We start from the raw sequence: 18,554 nt of genomic DNA, 5'->3' as shown, positions 1-18,554 counted from the left end.
GCTCCGCGGCGGCTTTTCCCGGGCTTCTCCGCCGACTTTCCCCGAGTTCTCCCCAGAAGATTGCTCTCTGTCCCCAACTCGCCTGCGGCGCACGTACGATGACGTGTGATCAGACCGTGACGTTGATCGTGTGTCTGCTAGTGATTTGGGGATCACATGTCGTCCTACTTCACCGACCTGGCTCAGCAGTACATCGACGGTGAGTGGCGCCCGGGCACCGGTTCCTGGGACATCATCGACTTCAATCCGTTCGACGACGAGAAGCTGGCGTCGATCACCATAGCCACGGTCGACGAGGTCGACGAGGCGTACCAGGCGGCCGCTCGTGCCCAGAAGGAATGGGCGGCGACCAACCCGTACGCCCGTCGCGGGGTCTTCGAGAAGGCGCTGCGGCTCATCGAGGAGCGCGAGCAGGAGATCGCCGAGGTGATCATCGCCGAGCTCGGCGGCACCCGGCTGAAGGCCGGCTTCGAACTGCACCTCGCCAAGGAGTTCCTGCGCGAGTCGATCAACCTGGCACTGCGTCCCGAGGGCCGGATCCTCCCGTCGCCGGTCGACGGCAAGGAGAACCGCCTCTACCGCGTCCCGGTCGGCGTCGTGGGTGTGATCAGCCCGTTCAACTTCCCGTTCCTGCTGTCGCTCAAGTCGGTCGCCCCGGCGCTCGCCCTCGGCAACGCCGTGGTCCTCAAGCCGCACCAGAACACGCCGATCGTCGGCGGCTCCCTGGTCGCGAAGATCTTCGAGGACGCAGGACTCCCCGGCGGTCTGCTCAACGTCGTCATCACGGACATCGCGGAGATCGGCGACGCCTTCATCGAGCACCCGGTCCCGAAGGTCATCTCCTTCACCGGCTCCGACAAGGTCGGCCGCCACGTCGCCACCGTCTGCGCCGCCAATTTCAAGCGCTCGGTCCTCGAACTGGGCGGCAACAGCGCGCTGGTGGTCCTCGACGACGCCGACATCGACTACGCGGTCGACGCGGCCGTGTTCAGCCGGTACGTCCACCAGGGCCAGGTCTGCATGGCCGCGAACCGGGTCCTCGTGGACCGTTCGGTCGCCGAGGAGTTCACCGAGAAGTTCGTCGCCAAGGTCAGGAGCCTCAAGGTCGGCGACCCGCGCGACCCCGAGACGATCATCGGCCCGGTCATCAACTCCTCCCAGGCGGACGCTCTTTCGGCCGTCGTCGAGCAGGCGATCGCCGAGGGCGCCACGGCGCTCGTGCACGGCACCACGACCGACAACCTGGTCGAGCCGTCCGTTCTCACCGGCCTCCCCGCCGACTCCGCCCTGCTCCGCCAGGAGGTCTTCGGCCCGGTCGCCTTCCTCATCCCCTTCGAGGGCGAGGAGGAGGCCGTACGCATCGTCAACGACACCCCGTACGGCCTGAGCGGCGCCGTCCACACCGGTGACATCGAGCGCGGTGTGAACTTCGCCAAGCAGATCGACACCGGCATGTTCCACGTGAACGACGGCACCGTCCACGACGAGCCGCTCGTCCCCTTCGGCGGCGAGAAGCACTCCGGCATCGGCCGCCTGAACGGCGACACGACGGCGGACGCGTTCACCACGCTGAAGTGGATCTCGGTGCAGCACGGGCGCAGCGGGTTCCCGTTCTAGCCGGTCCCCTTCCGGCTCTTGCCTCGGATGTGACGGCTTCGACGGGCCCTTGCGGACAGTAGGTGTCCGCAAGGGCCCGTAGCTTCGTCGGTGTCAGGGGGACACCCCCACACGACCCGATCTCGACGAAAGGCGGCCGGTCATGGTCACTCACGTTCGCGCGGAAGCCCAGGGCGACGAACGCGGCGCGCTGCTCTCCTTCCTGGCCGAGCAGCGCGGCGGCATCAGGCGGGCGCTGCTCGGGCTGACGGACGAGCAGGCCTCCTCGCGCCCCAGTGCCAGCGAACTGACCCTGGCCGGCCTGCTCAAGCACGTCGCCGAGGTCGAGCAGGGCTGGGTGGCCCGTGCCAAGGGCGAGGCGCCGGCGGTGAAGCGCGACGAGTCGAACTGGGACGAGTGCTTCCGGTTGGCGGGTGACGAGACCGTCGAGTCGCAACTCGCGTACTGGGAGCAGGTCGCCGCCGGCACGGAGGCGTACGTCCGCGCGGTCCCGAGCCTCGACGACACCTTCCCGCTCCCGAACGAGCCCTGGTTCCCGCCGGACGAGTCGGTCTCCGTGCGCTGGCTGGTCCTGCACCTGATCCGCGAGACGGCCCGGCACGCCGGCCACGCCGACATCATCCGCGAGTCCCTGGACGGTGCGAGTGCCTGGGACCTGGTGGCCAAGGAGCAGGGCGCCTCCTGGGAGTGACCTGGGCGCGGCCTAATCTGGACCGCATGTCAGCGATCCGCCTCCTCGTGCTCGGCGCGGTGCGCCAGCACGGCCGGGCCCACGGCTACCAGGTGCGCAACGACCTGGAGTACTGGGGCGCACACGAGTGGTCCAACGCCAAGCCCGGCTCTATCTACCACGCCCTGAAACAGATGGCGAAGCAAGGGCTGCTGCACGCGCACGAGATCGCGCCGTCCACCGCCGGCGGCCCGCCACGCACGGAGTACGAGATCACCGAGGCCGGCACCGAGGAGTGCTTGAGGCTGGTGCGCGAGGCGCTGACCTCGTACGACCAGAAGATGGACGTCAAGTCGGCGGCCATCGGCTTCATGGTCGAGCTGCCGCGCGCCGAGGCCGTGGCGCTTCTGAAGGAGCGGATCCGGCGCATCGAGGAGTGGCGCTCCGCCGTCACCGAGCACTATGTGCCCGAGGACGGCCCGGAGCAGCTCGGCCACATCGGCGAGATCATGAACCTCTGGATCCACACGGCCGACGCGGAGGCCCAGTGGACCCAGGGGCTGATCGCCCGCATCGAGGGCGGCGCCTACACCTTCGCCGGTGAGGGCGAGCCCTTCGTCGGCATCCTGACGGAGGGCCAGGAGAACCCGTACGCGACCGGGGAACGGCATCCGGGAGACGCGAGCTAATCAAGTTTGACCAATCCGGTTCCGGGCACTACCTTCGCCGGGTAATCAAGTTTGATTAGTGAGGGAGTGGGCCAGTGGCCGACACGGCGATCACCGTCGAAGGCGCACACAAGAGGTACCGCGACAAGAAGGCACTGGACGGACTCGACCTGCTGGTCGGGCGAGGCACGGTGCACGGCGTGCTCGGTCCGAACGGCGCGGGCAAGACGACCCTGGTCAGGATCCTGTCCACCCTGCTGCGGCCCGACGCGGGCCGCATCGAGGTGGTGGGGCACGACCTCGTCACCCAGCCCCAGGAGGTCCGGTTCCGTATCGGCCTGCTCGGTCAGCACGCGGCCCTCGACGAGGAGTTGTCCGGCCGCCAGAACCTGGAGATGTTCAGCCGCCTGTACCACCTGGGCGCCCGGCACGCGCGCGTGCGTGCCGCCGAACTCCTGGAGCGCTTCGGCCTCGCCGACACCGGCCGCAAGCCCGTCCGTGCCTACAGCGGCGGCATGCGGCGCCGCCTCGACCTGGCGGCATCCCTCATCACCGAACCGGAGGTCCTGTTCCTGGACGAACCCACGACCGGCCTCGACCCGCGCGGCCGCGCCGAGGTGTGGGAAGCGGTCCGCTCCCTTGCCGGTGCCGGTACGACGGTCCTGCTGACCACGCAGTACCTGGAGGAGGCCGACCAGCTCGCCGACCGCATCTCGGTCGTCGACCGGGGCCGGGTCATCGCGGACGGCACGGCGGACGAACTGAAGGCGATGACCGGGGGCGACCGTATCGACGTGGTCCTGCGCGACGCGGGCCAACTGGGCGCGGCCGTCGCCCTGCTGCCGCTCGCCGGCTCCGGCGTGTCCGTCGACACCGACCGACGGCTGATCAGCGCCCCGGTCACCGACCGCATGGCGGCCCTGTCCGGTGTCGTACGCGCGCTGGAGGAGGCCGGGATCGAGGCGGAGGACGTGGCACTGCGCCGCCCGACGCTGGACGAGGTGTTCCTGCACCTCACCGGCGACGAGCCAGTGGGTGACCGACGAGTGAAGGAGGCCGCGTGACCACCTACGCGCTGACCGATTCCTGGACCATGACCCGGCGCGAACTCGCCCACTGGGCACGGCAGCCGGTTCAGGTCGTGGTCAACCTGGTCTTCCCCGTGATGCTGTTGCTGATGTTCGGCTACCTCATCGGCGGCGGGCGGGAGGTCGAAGGGGGCTACGTCGACTACTTGATCCCCGGCATGCTCGCGCTCACCATGGCCTTCGGCCTGGAGGGCACGATGCTCGCCGTGACGCAGGACCTCAACAAAGGCGTGATCGACCGCTTCCGGTCCATGCCGATGGCCAGCGGGGCCGTGCTGGTGGGCCGTTCGGTCGCCGACATGCTCCAGTCGGTGCTGAGCCTGACGGTGATGATCGGCGTCGGCCACGCCATCGGCTGGCGGACGCACGGCGGGGTCGCCGGCTTCCTCGGAGCCGTCGGGCTGCTCCTGCTGTTCCGTTTCGCCATGCTGTGGATCGGCATCCACCTGGCGATGGTGGCCGGGAAGCCGGAGCTGGTGCAGGCCGTGCAGATCCTGGTCTGGCCGATCGGCTTCCTCTCCAACGCCATCGCGACCCCCGAGTCCATGCCGGGGTGGCTGGGCACGCTGGTCGAGTGGAACCCCATGTCCCAGACGGCGACGGCGGTACGGGACCTGTTCGGCGGGCCGGGCGGGGAGCCGGGGCATGTGTGGGCGGCGGTGCTGTGGCCGTTGGTGCTGCTGGGGGTGTTCCTTCCGTTGGCGGTACGGAGGTTCGGGGCGTTGAGCAAGTAGGGCGGGGCGGCTCGGCGAAGTCGTCGCGCGGAAAGTCGCGGGGAAGTGGGAACCCGGGCGCGGTGAGCGGTGTACCAGAAATGACAGTGCATCGCGGCCGGACGGATCCGGTGGATCGGGGGGTTCCCATGGGCTGGAGCTGGAGCTGGAGCTGGAGCTGGAGCAGGAGCAGGAGCAGGAGCAGGGCGGTGGTGGCCGCCGTGGCGGGCGTGCTGGTGCTGGTGCTGGCGACGGCGTGCGGGGACGCGGGGGCGGGCGGGCGTACGCCCGGAAGTACGGAGGCCGGGGCTCCCCGTGTCCCGTCGGCGCCGGACCTTCCCGGCTTCGTGGCCGGCATCGGCTTCGCGTCGGACGGGAGCGGGTTCGCGCTGCTCGCGGAGTGCGGCAGGACGCGGTGCCGACAGAGAGTCGCCGTGCTCGACCGGGGCGCCCAAGCGTGGCGGCTCGGGCGTTCCCCGCTGCCGGACGTGACGGGCGACCTCGGGATCACAGCGGGACTGGTCGTCCTGGGGCCCGGCCGGGCGCTTCTCACGGACGGCACCTGGCCGCCCCCGGACGGGACCTGGTTCACGGGGGACGCAGGCCGCAGCTGGCGGCGGGGCTCCAGCGAGTCCTCCGGGCCGACTCCTCTCGTGCCCGAAGGCGGTGCGCTGGTCGAGGACTGCCTGCGGATGGACCGGGAGGGCAGCGGCTGCGAACGGTCCCGCCTGGTCGCCGTCCTGCCGGACACGGGGGAGTACAAGGCCCTGGCCACCCAGCCTCCGCTGGAGGGCGCGGTGCGGCCGGCGGGGGAGTCCGTGCCGGAAGCGGGGAGCGGCCTGGTGGGCGCGCCCGCCGAGGAGTTGCTGTTCGCCTCCGGCAGTGACCCCGGCTCCGGCCGGCCCGCCCTCGCCGTCAGCGAGGACCGGGGGCGCAGCTGGCGGCTCTCGCCGCTGCCGGGGACGGCGGAGCACGGCTGGGGCGCGCGCGTGGTCGGTGCCGCCCGGTCCGCGACGCTGTACGCGGTCCAGCCGGGCATCCCGCCCGACGAGGACGACGTGAAGAACGGCCTGCTCGCCCTGTACCGCAGCACCGACGGCGCCCACACCTGGGAGCGGGTCTGGAAACACCACAAGGGCGTCGAACCGCGCTCGTCACTCGGCATCCCGATCGCCGCCGCCGACGGCAGCCTGACGGTTCACGGTGAGGCGGGCGTCTGGCGCAGTGTCGACGGCGGCCGTTCCTTCACGGGATCCGGCTCCCGGGGACTGGCGGGCTCGGTCACCCGGACGCCGCTCGGCTACCTGTGGAACGACAGCTTCGGCGCCGGGAGCTTCCGCATATCCGCCGACGGGGTCCACTGGACGTCCTTCGAGCTGGGCGAGGGGAACTGAGGGGGGAGCCGACGGGGCGGGACGTACGGGGGGAACGTATGGGGGAACATACGGGAGCACACCGCACAGCCGGCTCAGTGATGGAACCCGGTGACCGCCCCCTTGTCCCGGGTCAACGGTTCCGACTGCTCGCGCAGTTCGGGCAGCAGCCGTCCCAGGTCCTCCACGAACAGATCGGCGAGGTCGGCAGAGAAGCCGTTGCGGCACACGACCCGCAGGACGGACAGGTCCTCCCGGTTCGGCGGGAAGGTGTACGCCGGCACCAGCCAGCCCCGCTCGCGCAGCCGCCGGGACACGTCGAAGACGTCGTACGCGTCCACGCCGGGCGCGGTCGTGAAGGCGAACACCGGCAGCTCGTCACCCCGGGTCAGCAGCCGGAAATCACCGAGCGCCTCCACACGTTCGGAGATGCTGAGGGCCACGTCCCGGGTGGACTGCTGCACGGCCCGGTAGCCCTCGCGGCCCAGCCGCAGGAACGTGTAGTACTGCGCGACGACCTGGGCGCCCGGCCGGGAGAAGTTGAGGGCGAAGGTCGGCATGTCGCCGCCCAGGTAGTTGACACGGAAGACGAGTTCCTCGGGCAGTGCCTCCTTGTCACGCCACAGCGCCCAGCCGACGCCGGGGTAGACGAGCCCGTACTTGTGGCCGGAGGTGTTGATGGAGGCGACCCTCGGCAGCCGGAAGTCCCACACCAGGTCCTCGTCGAGGAAGGGAGCCACCATCGCGCCGGACGCCCCGTCGACGTGCACGGGGATGTCGAGGCCGGTCCGTTCCCGCAGGGCGTCGAGGGCGGCGCACAGTTCGGCGATCGGCTCGTAGGAGCCGTCGAAGGTGGAGCCGAGGACGCCCACGACACCGATGGTGTTCTCGTCGCACAGTTCGGCGGCGGCCTGCGGGTCGAGGTGGAAGCGGTCGCCCTGCATGGGTACCTGACGGGCCTCCACCTCCCAGAAGGTGCAGAACTTGTCCCAGCAGACCTGGACGTTGACGCCCATGACGAGATTCGGGCGGACCTCGCGGCCCGGGTACCGGTCGGCGTTCCGCTGCGCCCAGCGCCGCTTGAGCGCCATGCCGGCGAGCATGCACGCCTCGCTCGACCCGGTCGTCGAACAGCCCACGGCGGCCGCCGGGTCGGGCGCGTTCCACAGGTCGGCGAGCATGGCCACACAGCGCCGCTCCAGCTCGGCGGTGCGCGGGTACTCGTCCTTGTCGATCATGTTCTTGTCCCGGCACTCGCTCATCAGGACCCCGGCCTGCGGCTCCATCCAGGTGGTGACGAAGGTGGCGAGGTTCAGCCGGGAGTTGCCGTCCAGCATCAGCTCGTCGTGCACGAGCTGATAGGCGGTCGTGGGCGGCAGGGGAGTGTCCGGGAGGCGGTGCTTGGGCGGGGCCTCGGACATCCCGCCGACCGGATTCGCCTCGCCGTAGAAGGGGTTGAAGGACAGGGGGCGCTCGTCGGGCTTGTCGGTGCCTTCGTGGAGTGGCATGGGCGGGTCTCCTCAGGTGATGAGCGGGTTCGTCGGTGGGGTCAGATGACCGGGGTTCCGTCCTTGCGCAGCTGCATCTGCGGCCGTCCCGTCACCAGGAGCCAGGCCGGCAGGGAGGCGATGCAGAGCAGGGCGAGGATGGTGGGGGAGGCCACCAGCACGGCGGCCGTGAACAGGCTGATCCAGCCCTGCCGGGTGATGGCGAGGAGCATTCCGAGGACGCCCGCGGCGACACCGAGCGCCGGATGGACGGCGGGCACCAGGGCATGGGCGCCCAGCCCGAAGGCGGTGCCGACGAACACGGCCGGGAAGATCCGCCCGCCCCGGAAGCCGCAGGACGCGGCGACGAGCAGTGCGGCCAGCTTCACCACGGTCATCGTCGCGAACTGCCCCGCCGACCAGCCCTCGGGGTCGCGGGCCAGCTCGCCGATCTCGTCCAGCCCCTTGAAGAGCGTCAGATGGCCGCCCAGCGCCGCCAGCAGGCCCAGCACCAGCCCGCCGGCCGGAAGGGTCAGCATCGGGTGCCCGAGCCGGGCGAAGGCGCCGTGGACGTACGGGAAGGCGTACACGGCGGTCATGCCGAGCAGCGCCGCCGCCGAGGCGACCACCAGCGCCGCCAGCAGATCGCCCCAGCCGGGCGGCCCCAGGGCGGGCAGATGCAGGTCGAAGGACGGATGGGCCACCAGGTCGATCGTCAGAGCGCCGGCCGCGGCGGCGACCAGCGGTGCGAAGACGTTGTCCCACAGCGCCCCCTTCAGCTGCTTCCCGGCCAGCGCCTCGGAGATGACCAGCGCCGCCGCCACCGGCGTGCCGAACAGCGCGCCGATCGTCGCCGCCTCCGCCAGCGCCGGCCACAAGCTGCCCGGAACCCGGGGGAGCAGCCGGCTGCCCAGCCAGAAGGTGAGCGCCACGTTCACGGCGATGATCGGGTTCTCGGGACCGAGACTCGGCCCGCCCGCGAGCATGAGCCCGGTCGCGAGCACCAGCCCCGGCAGTACGGCGAGCGGGAGGACGGGTGCGTCGAGACCGGTGGTGGCCGGGTCGGGTCCGGCGTGCCCGGGCACCTTCCACACCACCAGCCCGACCGCCACGCCCGTCGCGGTGAGCACGACGAGCATCCAGAGGACGGAGTACCGGCCGATCCCCAGCGCGTCCGGCAGGTTCCGCCACAGCACGTCCTGGAGTTCCCCGGCCGCCGCGCTCACCCCGACGAAGATCAGACTCGCTGCCACACCCACCACGAGAGCGGGGAGGACCAACGGCAGCAGTAAGCGCGCCGGGGTCGCCGGGGCGGGGGATGCCTGCTGCGCGGTGTCCTGGGCCACGGGCTCACGATAAAGGGGCAAAACGGACTCGACATCCGGAGGGATCCGGCCGGGGGCCGTCGCATCGGGCGCTCGCCGGACATCCGGCTTGCACCTCACGTCGCGTGAGGACCCACCGTGGAGGGCGTACCGGGAAGGGAGCGGACGAAGTGAGCTATTCCGTGGGACAGGTCGCCGGGTTCGCCGGAGTGACGGTGCGCACACTGCACCACTACGACGACATCGGCCTGCTCGTCCCGAGCGAGCGCAGCCACGCGGGCCACCGGCGTTACAGCGACGCCGACCTCGACCGGCTGCAGCAGATCCTGTTCTACCGAGAGCTCGGCTTCCCGCTCGACGAGGTCGCCGCCCTGCTCGACGACCCGGCCGCGGACCCGCGCGCGCACCTGCGCCGCCAGCACGAACTGCTGACCGCCCGGATCGAGAAGCTGCAGAAGATGGCCGCGGCCGTGGAGAACGCCATGGAGGCACGCACGATGGGCATCAACCTCACGCCGGAGGAGAAGTTCGAGGTCTTCGGCGACAAGGATCCCGAGCAGTACGCCGAGGAGGCGGAACAGCGCTGGGGCGGCACGGAGACGTACGCCGAGTCACAGCGCCGTGCCGCCGGCTACACCAAGGACGACTGGCAGCGCATGCAGGCCGAGGTCAACGACTGGAGCGAGCGCTACACCGCCCTGATGGCCGACGGTGAACCGCCGACCGGCGAGGCGGCGATGAACATGGCCGAGGAACACCGGCAGCACATCAGCACGTGGTTCTACGAGTGCCCGTACGAACCCCACCAGAGCCTCGGCGAGATGTACTTCTCCGACGAGCGCTTCAAGGCGTTCTACGACGCCATGCGCCCGGGCCTCGCCGAACACCTGAGGGACGCGATCAAGGCGAACGCGAGCCGTCACACCTCGTGAAACCCCGGCCCGGGAGCTTCACTCCCGGGCCAGGACCACCGCCGTTCCGTAGGCGCACACCTCGGTGCCCACGTCCGCGGCCTCCGACACGTCGAAGCGGAACATCAGCACGGCATTGGCCCCGCGCGTGCGTGCCTGTTCCACCAGCCGCTCCATGGCCTGGTTCCGGGTCTCCACCAGCGTCTTGGTGAGCCCTTTGAGCTCACCGCCGATCATCGACTTCAGACCCGCGCCGATCTGACTCCCGAGGTGCCGGGACCGCACGGTCAACCCGAACACCTCTCCGAGGACCTCCTGGACCCGGTGGCCGGGAACGTCGTTCGTGGTCACCACGAGCACGTCCGGCCGGGGTCCCTGACCACCGCCGAAATCTTCGATACCCATGGTCCACAGCTTTGTCCCAGACGGGCCACAGTGCATCCTGGGGGCGCCCATGGAACCTGGGCCACGACGGCTGCGTTGATACTTTTGGCAGCCAGCCCAGCCCATCCCCCACACGCAGGAGCCACAAACCCGTGACGACCACGCTCGCGCTCGGCCCCGAGTGGCTCAGCCCCGACTATCTGATCGAGACCTTCAGCCTGCCCGGCATCCTGCTGATCGTCTTCGCGGAATCCGGGCTCTTCGCGTTCCTGCCGGGTGACTCGCTGCTGTTCACGGCGGGCCTGTTCGTGGCCGAGGGGAACTACATCACCCAGCCCTTGTGGCTGGTCTGCACGCTGATCGTGCTCGCCGCGGTGATCGGCGACCAAGTGGGCTACATGATCGGCAAGTTCTTCGGCCCCAAGCTCTTCAGCCGCCCCAACTCCAAGCTCTTCAAGCAGGAGAACCTGGAGAAGGCCCACGAGTTCATGGAGAAGTACGGCCCGAAGGCGATCGTCCTCGCCCGCTTCGTGCCGATCGTGCGCACCTTCGCCCCCATCGTGGCGGGCGCCGGCCGTATGCAGTACCGCACGTTCCTCACGTACAACATCATCGGCGGCGTGCTGTGGGGCACCGGCGTCACCCTCGCGGGCTACTGGCTCGGGCAGATCGACATCATCAAGAAGAACGTCGAGCCGATCCTCGTCCTGATCGTGGTCGTCTCCGTGGTGCCGATCGCCATCGAGTACCTCCGCGAACGCAAGAAGAAGCGCGCCGCGGCCCAGGCCCCGGCCGCCGCCTACCAGCCCCCGGCCATGGACGACGCGACGACCCAACTCCGCCGCATCCCGCCGACCGACGACCAGTACGGCAACCAGGGCAACCAGGGCAACCAGAACCAGCAGGGTCAGCAGGGCCAGCAGCAGTACGGCTACGACCAGCACTACGGTCAGCCCCAGCAGCAGCCCCAGCCCCAGCCCCAGCCCCAGCAGCCGTACGCCCAGCAGTACCCGCAGGGCTACAACCAGGACCAGTACGGCCCGCAGCAGGGCAACAACAACCAGCAGAACCCGTACAACCAGGGTTACTGAAACACCGCCAAGGGGCGCGGGGAACTGCGCGAGCGACCACGACGAACCTGAGGTCGCCGTCGGTCAGAACCCCCTCGTACGCTTCGCGGCCCTGCGCCCCGCCGCACTCCCCGCCCCCGGCAACCGCAGGAACAGACGCGAGATCTCCGACCCGAGATTGACCCCGATGGCGATGGCCATCGCCAGGGCGGCCGCCTTCGACAGCGACACCAACCCCTCGTCGACCTGGTTCTGAGCGATCGACAACAGCCCGAAGTACGTCGCGGAACCGGGCAGCAGGGGCCCGATCGCCGCCGTGGTGTAGGGCAGCGCGGACGCGAACCGGTACCGGGACAGCATCTGGCCGAACAGCCCCACCAGCCCCGCCGCCACTGCGGTGGAGGCCACCGGTGAGAGGTCGCCCGCGTAGTACATCGCGCCGTACACCGACCACGCGACACCACCGTTCAGGGTCACCGCCAGGACGGTGGATCGTTCCTGCTGGAGCAGCACCGCGAAGGTCAGCGACAGCAGCATCGACGCGCCGATCTGCCACAGCGGCCGCTCGGAGTCGCCCAGTCCGGCGTCCGCATTGAGGTGGGCGCCCAGTTGCACACCCACGTAGAGCATGATCAGCACCCCGACGACGATGCCGACGAAGAAGTACATGACTTCCAGCAGGCGCGCGGACGCGGTGATGTAGAAGCCGGTCAGACCGTCCTGCACGCCCGCCACGAGCGCCCGCCCGGGCAGCAGGGCGAACAGTCCACCGGTGACGACCGCGGCCGCCTGCACGTGCACATGCGCGAGAGTCAGCGCGATCCCGATCGCGGCCGGGGGCATCGCGGCGACGGTGAACTGGTAGAACTCCGGCAGGCCGCGTCCCGCGCACAGCCACGCCAGCCGGTCGCCGAGCATCGCGCCCAGCGCGGCCGCGATGAAGACGATGTAGTCACCGCCGACGAGCACGGAGGCCGAACCCGCCAGCAGCCCGCTCGCGGTGGTCAGCACCCAGCCGGGATACGGGTGCCGGTTGCGCCGGATCTCGGCGAGCCGCCGGTAGGCCTCCTCGAGGGAGATCGCCGTGTCGGGGTCGCTGAGGTCGTCGACCAGCCGGAACACGGCCGCCAGACGCGTGTAGTCGGTGCCGCGGCGGCGGACCGTCCGGGACGCGGTCACCGGATCCTCGACCAGCGACGGCTGGTACGAGATCGACAGCAGGGTGAAGGTGACGTTGGGCTCGCAGCGGTCCAGGCCGTAGGACCGGCAGACGGCGAACATCGCCGCCTCCACGTCCTCGGCACCCTCACCGCCGGCCAGCAGCAGCTCGCCGATACGCAGCGTCAGGTCGAGCACGCGCGGAACGGCCGGGCCTTCCTCCTCGACCTTCTGCAAGGGCTCCGGCGCGGGCCGCTCGGCCACCGGCATCCGGAGCATCGTGCGCATCCGGTCCTGCCAGGGCGCGTTCTTGGTGAGGCTGATCACCGGGATGCCGGTCGCCGGGGTGAACGCCGGCGGGGCGTCCTTGGCGCTGTAGGTGCGCGGTGTGCTGAACGCCGACCCCTCGGACTCCGCCGGCGGCGTCTGCGAGACGTCCAGCCCCTTGGGGACGGCGAACTCGGACGTGGCCTCGGACTCCGTGCCGACGCCTCTGGGAACGGCCAGCCCCTGCGGAATCGCGAACTCCGACGTCGTGGAGGAATCAACCGAATCCCCGACGACCGCGGTGGGGGCCGTGAACCGGCTCCTTGCCTCGTCCGACCGCGGCTTGCGGTCCTCCGCGTCCCTCACTCCGTAGCGCTCCCTGTACGACACGTTCAGCAAGCCTCAGTATGCGCACACATACGCGAGGGGGCCGCACGCGCATGCGTGCGGCCCCCTCGCAACAGCAGGATCAGTGACCGCCCTGGTCCTTGAAGCGCTTGTACGACCGCTCGATCTCGATCTCGGCGTCCGTACGGCCCACCCAGTCGGCGCCTTCGACCGACTTGCCGGGCTCGAGGTCCTTGTAGACCTCGAAGAAGTGCTGGATCTCCAGGCGGTCGAACTCCGACACGTGGTGGATGTCGCGCAGGTGCTCGACACGCGGGTCGGTCGCCGGGACGCACAGCAGCTTGTCGTCGCCGCCGGCCTCGTCCGTCATCCGGAACATGCCGATCGCACGGCACTTGATGAGGCAGCCCGGGAACGTGGGCTCGTCAAGGATGACCAGCGCGTCCAGCGGGTCGCCGTCCTCGCCGAGGGTGTTCTCGACGAAGCCGTAGTCGGTCGGGTAGGCGGTCGAGGTGAAGAGTCGACGGTCCAGGCGGATCCGACCGGTCTCGTGGTCCACCTCGTACTTGTTCCGCGAACCCTTCGGGATCTCGATCGTGACGTCGAACTCCACCGGTGACTCCTCCATGATCAACACATAGTTCTGGTGGTTAAGTGTCCCTCACGCAGGTGTGTGATCGCGAAAGGGGCTGTTGGTCGTGCCAGAGCTGAGGCCTTGGCGAGCCGCGAGACCGCGTGTGACGCGGGTCGCGAACGCCGTACGACCGCGTCTCGCGCGCGCCACGGCGGCCGCGAAACCGCGGATCACACGGATCGCGCGGGCCGCGAAGCCGCGGGTCGCGCGGATCACGAGGCCGAAGACCTGGCAGTACACCGCGGGCGCCGCCACCGCCGGACTGGCGCTGGCCGGCGCAGTGGTGACCGCCGCCGGTCCTTGGGACTCCAGCGGTCAGCGTACGGCGGAGCGGGACCGGGCGGTTGCCCAGGAGCGCACGGGTGGCGCAGATCACGATGGCTCGGCCGGCACGGCCTCCGGCAGGGCGGGAGACGCGCCCCGGCCGGCGCCCAGCGCCGCCTCCGTCCTCGCCGGCCTCGGCGGCGCCACGAACAGGGCCAAGGCGGCCCCGACCGGACCGGCCCTCGCCGAGGTCCTCGGCCCGCTCCTGAAGGACGCGGCGCTCGGCTCCCGCCGCACGGCGGCGGTCGTCGACGTGGCCACCGGCAGGCGGCTCTACGGCACGGGCGCCGACGAGGCCCTGACCCCCGCCTCCACCACGAAGATCGCCACCGCGGTCGCCGCCCTCTCCGCCCTCGGCGCCGACCACCGCCTCACCACCCGCACCGCTCTCGAACCCGACACCAACGAACTCGTCCTCGTCGGCGGGGGAGACCCCACCCTCACCGCGCACGAGGACGCCGAGGACCGGGCGAGCCTGCGCACCCTCGCCGACGGCACGGCCGCCGCCCTGAAGAAGCGCGCCATCAGCGAGGTCACGCTCTCGTACGACACGACCCTGTACGCCGGTCCCGAACTTCACCCGATCGGCGTCAACGACAACCTCGCCCCCGTCAGCGCCCTGATGGCCGACGAGGCGCGCACGGACGACTCCGCGAGCGGGCCCGCGCCGCGCGTGCCGGACCCGGCGGCGGACGCGTCCCGCACGTTCGCCGGCCTCCTCAAGGAGCACGGCATCAAGACCACGGCCCCGGGCCCCTCCAAGGCCACCGGCCGTGCCGAGTTCCTCGCGACCGTCTCCTCGCCCCCGCTCTCCGCACTCGTCGAACGCATGCTCACCAACAGCGACAACGACATCGCCGAGGCCCTCGCCCGCCAGACGGCCGTCGCGACCGGCGCCCGCGCCGACTTCGGCGGCGCGGGCCGGGCGATCGGCGCCCAGTTGAAGAAGCTCGGACTGCCCGTGGCGGGCGCCGGCTTCAAGGACGGCAGTGGCCTCAACCGCGACGACAGGCTCACCGCACACCTGCTGACGTCCCTCCTGGCGAAGGCGGGCGACCCCGCCCACCCGGAACTGCGCCCTGCTCTCACCGGCCTTCCGGTGGCCGGCTTCACGGGCACCCTGACCAGCCGCTACACGGACGGCGCGGCAGGAATCGTACGAGCCAAGACGGGCACCCTGACGGGAGTGAACACGCTGGCGGGAACGGTGGTGGACCAGAGCGGCCGCCTGCTGGCCTTCGCCTTCCTGGCGTCGGACACGACGGACCCGGCGGCGGCACAGTCGGCGCTGGACAGGACGGCGACGGCCCTGGCGGCGTGCGGCTGCAGGTAACCAGGCCCCGTCAACCTCGCGCGGCCCTGCCCCAAGTGGTGGCGCTCACGTACGGTTGACGCATGACGAGCATCGGTGGTGCCGAGATGGTCGACTGGAATCTCGCGGTGGCGACCGCGACCCGACTGGCGCGGCCGGGCCCCGAGGTGAGCCGTGACGAGGCCCGGGCCGTCGTCGCGGAACTGCGCCGACATGCCAAGGCCTCGGAGGGACACGTCCGGGGCTTCACTCGTCTGGGGACGGAAGACACCCACGACACCCCGGTCCTCGTCGTCGACCGTCCCGGCTGGGTCCGGGCGAACGTCGCGGGCTTCCGGGAACTCCTCAAGCCCCTGCTCGAGAAGATGCAGGAGCGGCGCGGCAGCACCCCCGGCGGGGCGGTCCTCGGCGCCGTCGGCGGCAAGGTGACGGGCGTCGAGCTGGGGATGCTGCTGTCGTTCCTGTCCTCGCGCGTCCTCGGGCAGTACGAGACGTTCGCGCCCGCCACCCGCGACCTTCCCGCGGGCGAGAACGGCGGCGGCCGGCTGCTTCTGGTCGCCCCGAACATCGTGCACGTGGAGCGCGAACTCGACGTGCAGCCCCACGACTTCCGCCTGTGGGTGTGCCTGCACGAGGAGACGCACCGCACGCAGTTCACCGCCGTGCCCTGGTTGCGGGATCACCTCGAGGGTGAAATCCAGTCGTTCCTGGGGGAGACCGAGGTCGACCCCATGACCGTCCTGGAACGCGTCCGGGAAGCCGCCCAGTCCCTCGCCGGCGGGCGCCCCGAGGGCGAGGAGGATGAGGGCGGCAGGTCCCTCGTGGAGATCGTGCAGACGCCCGCCCAGCGGGAGATCCTCGGCCGCCTCACCGCCGTGATGTCCCTCCTGGAGGGCCACGCCGACTTCGTGATGGACGGGGTCGGTCCGGACGTCGTGCCGAGCGTCGCCGAGATCCGCGAGAAGTTCCAGCAGCGTCGCGCCAAGGGGGCCTCCCGACTGGACATGGCGCTGCGCAAGCTGCTGGGTCTGGACGCCAAACTCCGGCAGTACCGGGACGGCGAACGCTTCGTACGGGCCGTCGTCGACGAGGTCGGCATGGACGGCTTCAACCGCGTGTGGACGTCCCCGAACACCCTCCCCACCAAGACGGAGATCGCCAAACCGGCGGACTGGGTCGCGCGGGTGCACCGCAAGCCCGAGTCGTGAACCGGGCGCCGGGGTCGTGCAGCGGATCCGGCCGACGGCAGGCGAACGCCCCTCCAATCACCCGTCCGAGGGACCGTGAGCGATGGGTAGGCGTGCAATGCTCGGGGAACGGCCCGGTTCTGTCACCATCTACACACTCTGAGTGACCGAGCTCGGGCTCACCCCCGACAATTTCATGAAGGGAACCGGACATGGGTCCCCATCCTGCGGTCGCGGCGATACGCCTGGCGGTCCGCCGCGTCCTCCACGACATCCTCACCGACCACAGCCGTACGACCGAGGAGCCCGGCGCCTCGGACGGCCCCGCGCACGAGCGCCCGCCGTCGCCGCTCGTCCTCGTGGCGTGCTCCGGCGGAGCCGACTCCATGGCCCTCGCCTCGGCCCTCGCCTTCGAGGCCCCCAAGCTCGGCATCCGCGCCGGCGGCGTCACCGTCGACCACGGCCTGCAGCCCGGCTCCGGCCTGCGCGCCGACGAAGTCGTCCAGCGCCTGCGGGAACTGGGCCTCGACCCGGTCGAGGCCACCGCCGTGACCGTCGGCCGCGAAGGCGGACCCGAGGCAGCCGCCCGCGACGCCCGTTACGCCGCGCTGGACGCCGCCGCCGAACGCCATGGCGCCCTCGCCGTCCTGCTCGGCCACACCCGCGACGACCAGGCGGAAACCGTCCTGCTGGGCCTCGCCCGCGGTTCGGGCATCCGCTCCCTGTCCGGAATGGCCGCGGTTTCCGGAGGGCCGGGTGCCGCCCGCCGTTACCGCCGCCCCTTCCTCCAGCTCGACCGGCAGACCGCCCGCAAGGCCTGCATGGTCCAGTCGCTGCCGGTCTGGGACGACCCGCACAACGCGGACCCGGCGTACACCCGCTCCCGGCTGCGCCACGAGGGTCTGCCCGCCCTGGAGAAGGCGCTCGGCAAAGGCGTCGTGGAAGCCCTCGCCCGTACGGCCCAGCTCTCCCGCGACGACGCCGACGCCCTGGACGCCTGGGCCGGTCAGGCCGCGGCCTCCGTCAAGGACGCGGCCGGTCTCCTGGAGTGCGCCAAGCTCTACGCCCTGCCGCCCGCCGTGCGCCGCCGCGTCCTGCGCCGCGCCGCCATCGACGCCGGCGCTCCGGCGGGCTCGCTGTTCGCCCGGCACATCGAGGAAGTCGACCGGCTGATCACCGGTTGGCGCGGCCAGGGGGCCATCAATCTCCCGGGCAAAGTCGTCGCCCAGCGGCAGGGTGGCAGACTGGTGATTCGGCAAGGCTGAATCCGGAACCCGCCATCGGATCGCTGACGCGGCTCGTGGGCGGTCCGAACGGCTGGTGGGACGACCGAAAGTGATGCGGGTGGACGCGAACGACATGGGTGCCGATCTCAAGACGGTACTCATCACCAAGGAAGAGATCGACGCGAAGCTGGTCGAACTGGCCGCGAAGATCGACGCGGAGTACGCGGGCAAGGACCTGCTGATCGTCGGCGTCCTCAAGGGCGCGGTGATGGTCATGGCCGACCTCGCCCGGGCGCTGTCCACCCCCGTCACCATGGACTGGATGGCGGTGTCCTCGTACGGGGCGGGCACCCAGTCCTCCGGTGTGGTGCGGATCCTCAAGGACCTCGACACGGACATCAAGGGCAAGCACGTCCTCATCGTCGAGGACATCATCGACTCCGGCCTGACCCTGTCCTGGCTGATCTCGAACCTCGGCTCGCGCGAGCCCGCATCCCTCAAGGTGTGCACCCTGCTGCGCAAGCCCGAGGCCGCCAAGGTCGCCATCGACGTCGAGTGGGTCGGCTTCGACATCCCGAACGAGTTCGTCGTCGGTTACGGCCTCGACTACGCAGAGAAGTACCGGAATCTCCCGTTCGTCGGTACGCTCGCGCCCCACGTCTACGGTGGCTGAGGTCCAAACGGCCCAAGCCCCGTAAGACGGTCGGGAACCCCAGCGGGTTTCGCGCCGTTGGAGCATGCAGACGGGTTCGCCAGTCCTCCCGTGCGGCTTCGGCCCACAATGCTGGGGTA

17 protein-coding genes are annotated in these 18,554 nt (G+C 70.6%); 12 read left to right on the top strand and 5 right to left on the bottom strand.

What is annotated here, in order from left to right; all coding sequences use genetic code 11:
* The first annotated feature begins 156 nt into the window (after positions 1-156).
* The 6 genes from ACZ5XS_RS12205 to ACZ5XS_RS12180 all read left to right on the top strand — a co-directional run bounded on the left by ACZ5XS_RS12205 (position 157) and on the right by ACZ5XS_RS12180 (position 6,150).
* Entirely contained in the window at positions 157-1,617 is a 1,461-nt protein-coding gene (locus ACZ5XS_RS12205; protein ID WP_468650328.1) for an aldehyde dehydrogenase family protein, read from the top strand.
* Between the two features lie 142 nt (positions 1,618-1,759).
* Positions 1,760-2,308, top strand: coding sequence for a DinB family protein (locus ACZ5XS_RS12200; protein ID WP_468650326.1), 549 nt, complete (start codon positions 1,760-1,762; stop codon positions 2,306-2,308).
* 26 nt (positions 2,309-2,334) lie between these two features.
* On the top strand, positions 2,335-2,976 hold the full coding sequence (locus ACZ5XS_RS12195) for a PadR family transcriptional regulator (RefSeq protein WP_468650324.1): 642 nt from the start codon (positions 2,335-2,337) through the stop codon (positions 2,974-2,976).
* Positions 2,977-3,050: 74 nt separating this feature from the next.
* Positions 3,051-4,019, top strand: coding sequence for an ATP-binding cassette domain-containing protein (locus ACZ5XS_RS12190; RefSeq protein WP_468650322.1), 969 nt, complete (start codon positions 3,051-3,053; stop codon positions 4,017-4,019).
* Positions 4,016-4,777, top strand: coding sequence for an ABC transporter permease (locus ACZ5XS_RS12185; protein ID WP_468650320.1), 762 nt, complete (start codon positions 4,016-4,018; stop codon positions 4,775-4,777). The genes ACZ5XS_RS12190 and ACZ5XS_RS12185 overlap by 4 nt, the downstream gene beginning before the upstream one ends.
* 188 nt (positions 4,778-4,965) lie before the next feature.
* On the top strand, positions 4,966-6,150 hold the full coding sequence (locus tag ACZ5XS_RS12180) for a beta propeller repeat protein (RefSeq protein ID WP_468650318.1): 1,185 nt from the start codon (positions 4,966-4,968) through the stop codon (positions 6,148-6,150).
* A gap of 74 nt (positions 6,151-6,224) precedes the next feature.
* Here ACZ5XS_RS12180 and ACZ5XS_RS12175 read toward each other — a convergent pair whose 3' ends face one another.
* Both ACZ5XS_RS12175 and ACZ5XS_RS12170 read right to left on the bottom strand, forming a co-directional pair.
* Entirely contained in the window at positions 6,225-7,637 is a 1,413-nt protein-coding gene (locus ACZ5XS_RS12175) for a glutamate decarboxylase (protein ID WP_468650316.1), read from the bottom strand.
* Between the two features lie 41 nt (positions 7,638-7,678).
* Positions 7,679-8,962 carry an ion channel protein gene (locus ACZ5XS_RS12170; protein ID WP_468650314.1) on the bottom strand — a complete coding sequence of 428 codons (1,284 nt, stop codon included), beginning with the start codon at positions 8,960-8,962 and terminating at the stop codon, positions 7,679-7,681.
* A gap of 149 nt (positions 8,963-9,111) precedes the next feature.
* Between ACZ5XS_RS12170 and ACZ5XS_RS12165 the strand changes: the two genes are divergently transcribed.
* A complete protein-coding gene (locus ACZ5XS_RS12165; protein WP_468650312.1) occupies positions 9,112-9,873 on the top strand; it encodes a MerR family transcriptional regulator in 762 nt (253 codons plus the stop codon).
* A gap of 18 nt (positions 9,874-9,891) precedes the next feature.
* On the opposite strand, the gene ACZ5XS_RS12160 is transcribed toward ACZ5XS_RS12165, so the two are convergent.
* The gene (locus ACZ5XS_RS12160) at positions 9,892-10,257 is read right to left on the bottom strand and encodes a YbjQ family protein (RefSeq protein WP_468650310.1); all 366 of its coding nucleotides are present in this window, start codon (positions 10,255-10,257) and stop codon (positions 9,892-9,894) included.
* Between the two features lie 131 nt (positions 10,258-10,388).
* Between ACZ5XS_RS12160 and ACZ5XS_RS12155 the strand changes: the two genes are divergently transcribed.
* Positions 10,389-11,327, top strand: coding sequence for a DedA family protein (locus ACZ5XS_RS12155; protein WP_468650308.1), 939 nt, complete (start codon positions 10,389-10,391; stop codon positions 11,325-11,327).
* Between the two features lie 63 nt (positions 11,328-11,390).
* On the opposite strand, the gene ACZ5XS_RS12150 is transcribed toward ACZ5XS_RS12155, so the two are convergent.
* Positions 11,391-13,097, bottom strand: coding sequence for a threonine/serine exporter family protein (locus ACZ5XS_RS12150; RefSeq protein WP_468650306.1), 1,707 nt, complete (start codon positions 13,095-13,097; stop codon positions 11,391-11,393).
* A gap of 103 nt (positions 13,098-13,200) precedes the next feature.
* Complete coding sequence (locus ACZ5XS_RS12145) at positions 13,201-13,692, bottom strand: inorganic diphosphatase (RefSeq protein WP_217234996.1); 492 nt, start codon at positions 13,690-13,692, stop codon at positions 13,201-13,203.
* Between the two features lie 79 nt (positions 13,693-13,771).
* On the opposite strand from ACZ5XS_RS12145, the gene dacB reads away from it, so the two are divergent.
* From dacB to hpt, 4 genes are all read left to right on the top strand, one after another.
* Positions 13,772-15,370 carry a D-alanyl-D-alanine carboxypeptidase/D-alanyl-D-alanine endopeptidase gene (dacB, locus tag ACZ5XS_RS12140; protein WP_468650304.1) on the top strand — a complete coding sequence of 533 codons (1,599 nt, stop codon included), beginning with the start codon at positions 13,772-13,774 and terminating at the stop codon, positions 15,368-15,370.
* Between the two features lie 62 nt (positions 15,371-15,432).
* Positions 15,433-16,557: a zinc-dependent metalloprotease gene (locus ACZ5XS_RS12135; RefSeq protein ID WP_217234998.1), complete on the top strand. Its 1,125-nt coding sequence runs from the start codon at positions 15,433-15,435 to the stop codon at positions 16,555-16,557.
* A gap of 191 nt (positions 16,558-16,748) precedes the next feature.
* Complete coding sequence (gene tilS, locus ACZ5XS_RS12130) at positions 16,749-17,801, top strand: tRNA lysidine(34) synthetase TilS (protein WP_468650302.1); 1,053 nt, start codon at positions 16,749-16,751, stop codon at positions 17,799-17,801.
* Between the two features lie 73 nt (positions 17,802-17,874).
* The gene (hpt, locus tag ACZ5XS_RS12125) at positions 17,875-18,435 is read left to right on the top strand and encodes a hypoxanthine phosphoribosyltransferase (protein ID WP_217235056.1); all 561 of its coding nucleotides are present in this window, start codon (positions 17,875-17,877) and stop codon (positions 18,433-18,435) included.
* Positions 18,436-18,554: the final 119 nt, after the last annotated feature.

The sequence above is a fragment of the Streptomyces sp. NPDC033131 genome (genome assembly GCF_055578365.1).
This window is presented reverse-complemented; position numbering and strand designations above follow the sequence as displayed.

What these genes read in the sequence shown, in the direction of transcription:
- ACZ5XS_RS12205 (WP_468650328.1), top strand. Translation starts at nt 157, where the DNA reads ATGTCGTCCTACTTCACCGACCTGGCTCAGCAGTACATCGACGGTGAG.
- ACZ5XS_RS12200 (WP_468650326.1), top strand. Translation starts at nt 1,760, where the DNA reads ATGGTCACTCACGTTCGCGCGGAAGCCCAGGGCGACGAACGCGGCGCG.
- ACZ5XS_RS12195 (WP_468650324.1), top strand. Translation starts at nt 2,335, where the DNA reads ATGTCAGCGATCCGCCTCCTCGTGCTCGGCGCGGTGCGCCAGCACGGC.
- ACZ5XS_RS12175 (WP_468650316.1), bottom strand. Translation starts at nt 7,637, where the DNA reads ATGCCACTCCACGAAGGCACCGACAAGCCCGACGAGCGCCCCCTGTCC.
- ACZ5XS_RS12160 (WP_468650310.1), bottom strand. Translation starts at nt 10,257, where the DNA reads ATGGGTATCGAAGATTTCGGCGGTGGTCAGGGACCCCGGCCGGACGTG.
- ACZ5XS_RS12135 (WP_217234998.1), top strand. Translation starts at nt 15,433, where the DNA reads ATGACGAGCATCGGTGGTGCCGAGATGGTCGACTGGAATCTCGCGGTG.
- tilS (WP_468650302.1), top strand. Translation starts at nt 16,749, where the DNA reads ATGGGTCCCCATCCTGCGGTCGCGGCGATACGCCTGGCGGTCCGCCGC.
- hpt (WP_217235056.1), top strand. Translation starts at nt 17,875, where the DNA reads ATGCGGGTGGACGCGAACGACATGGGTGCCGATCTCAAGACGGTACTC.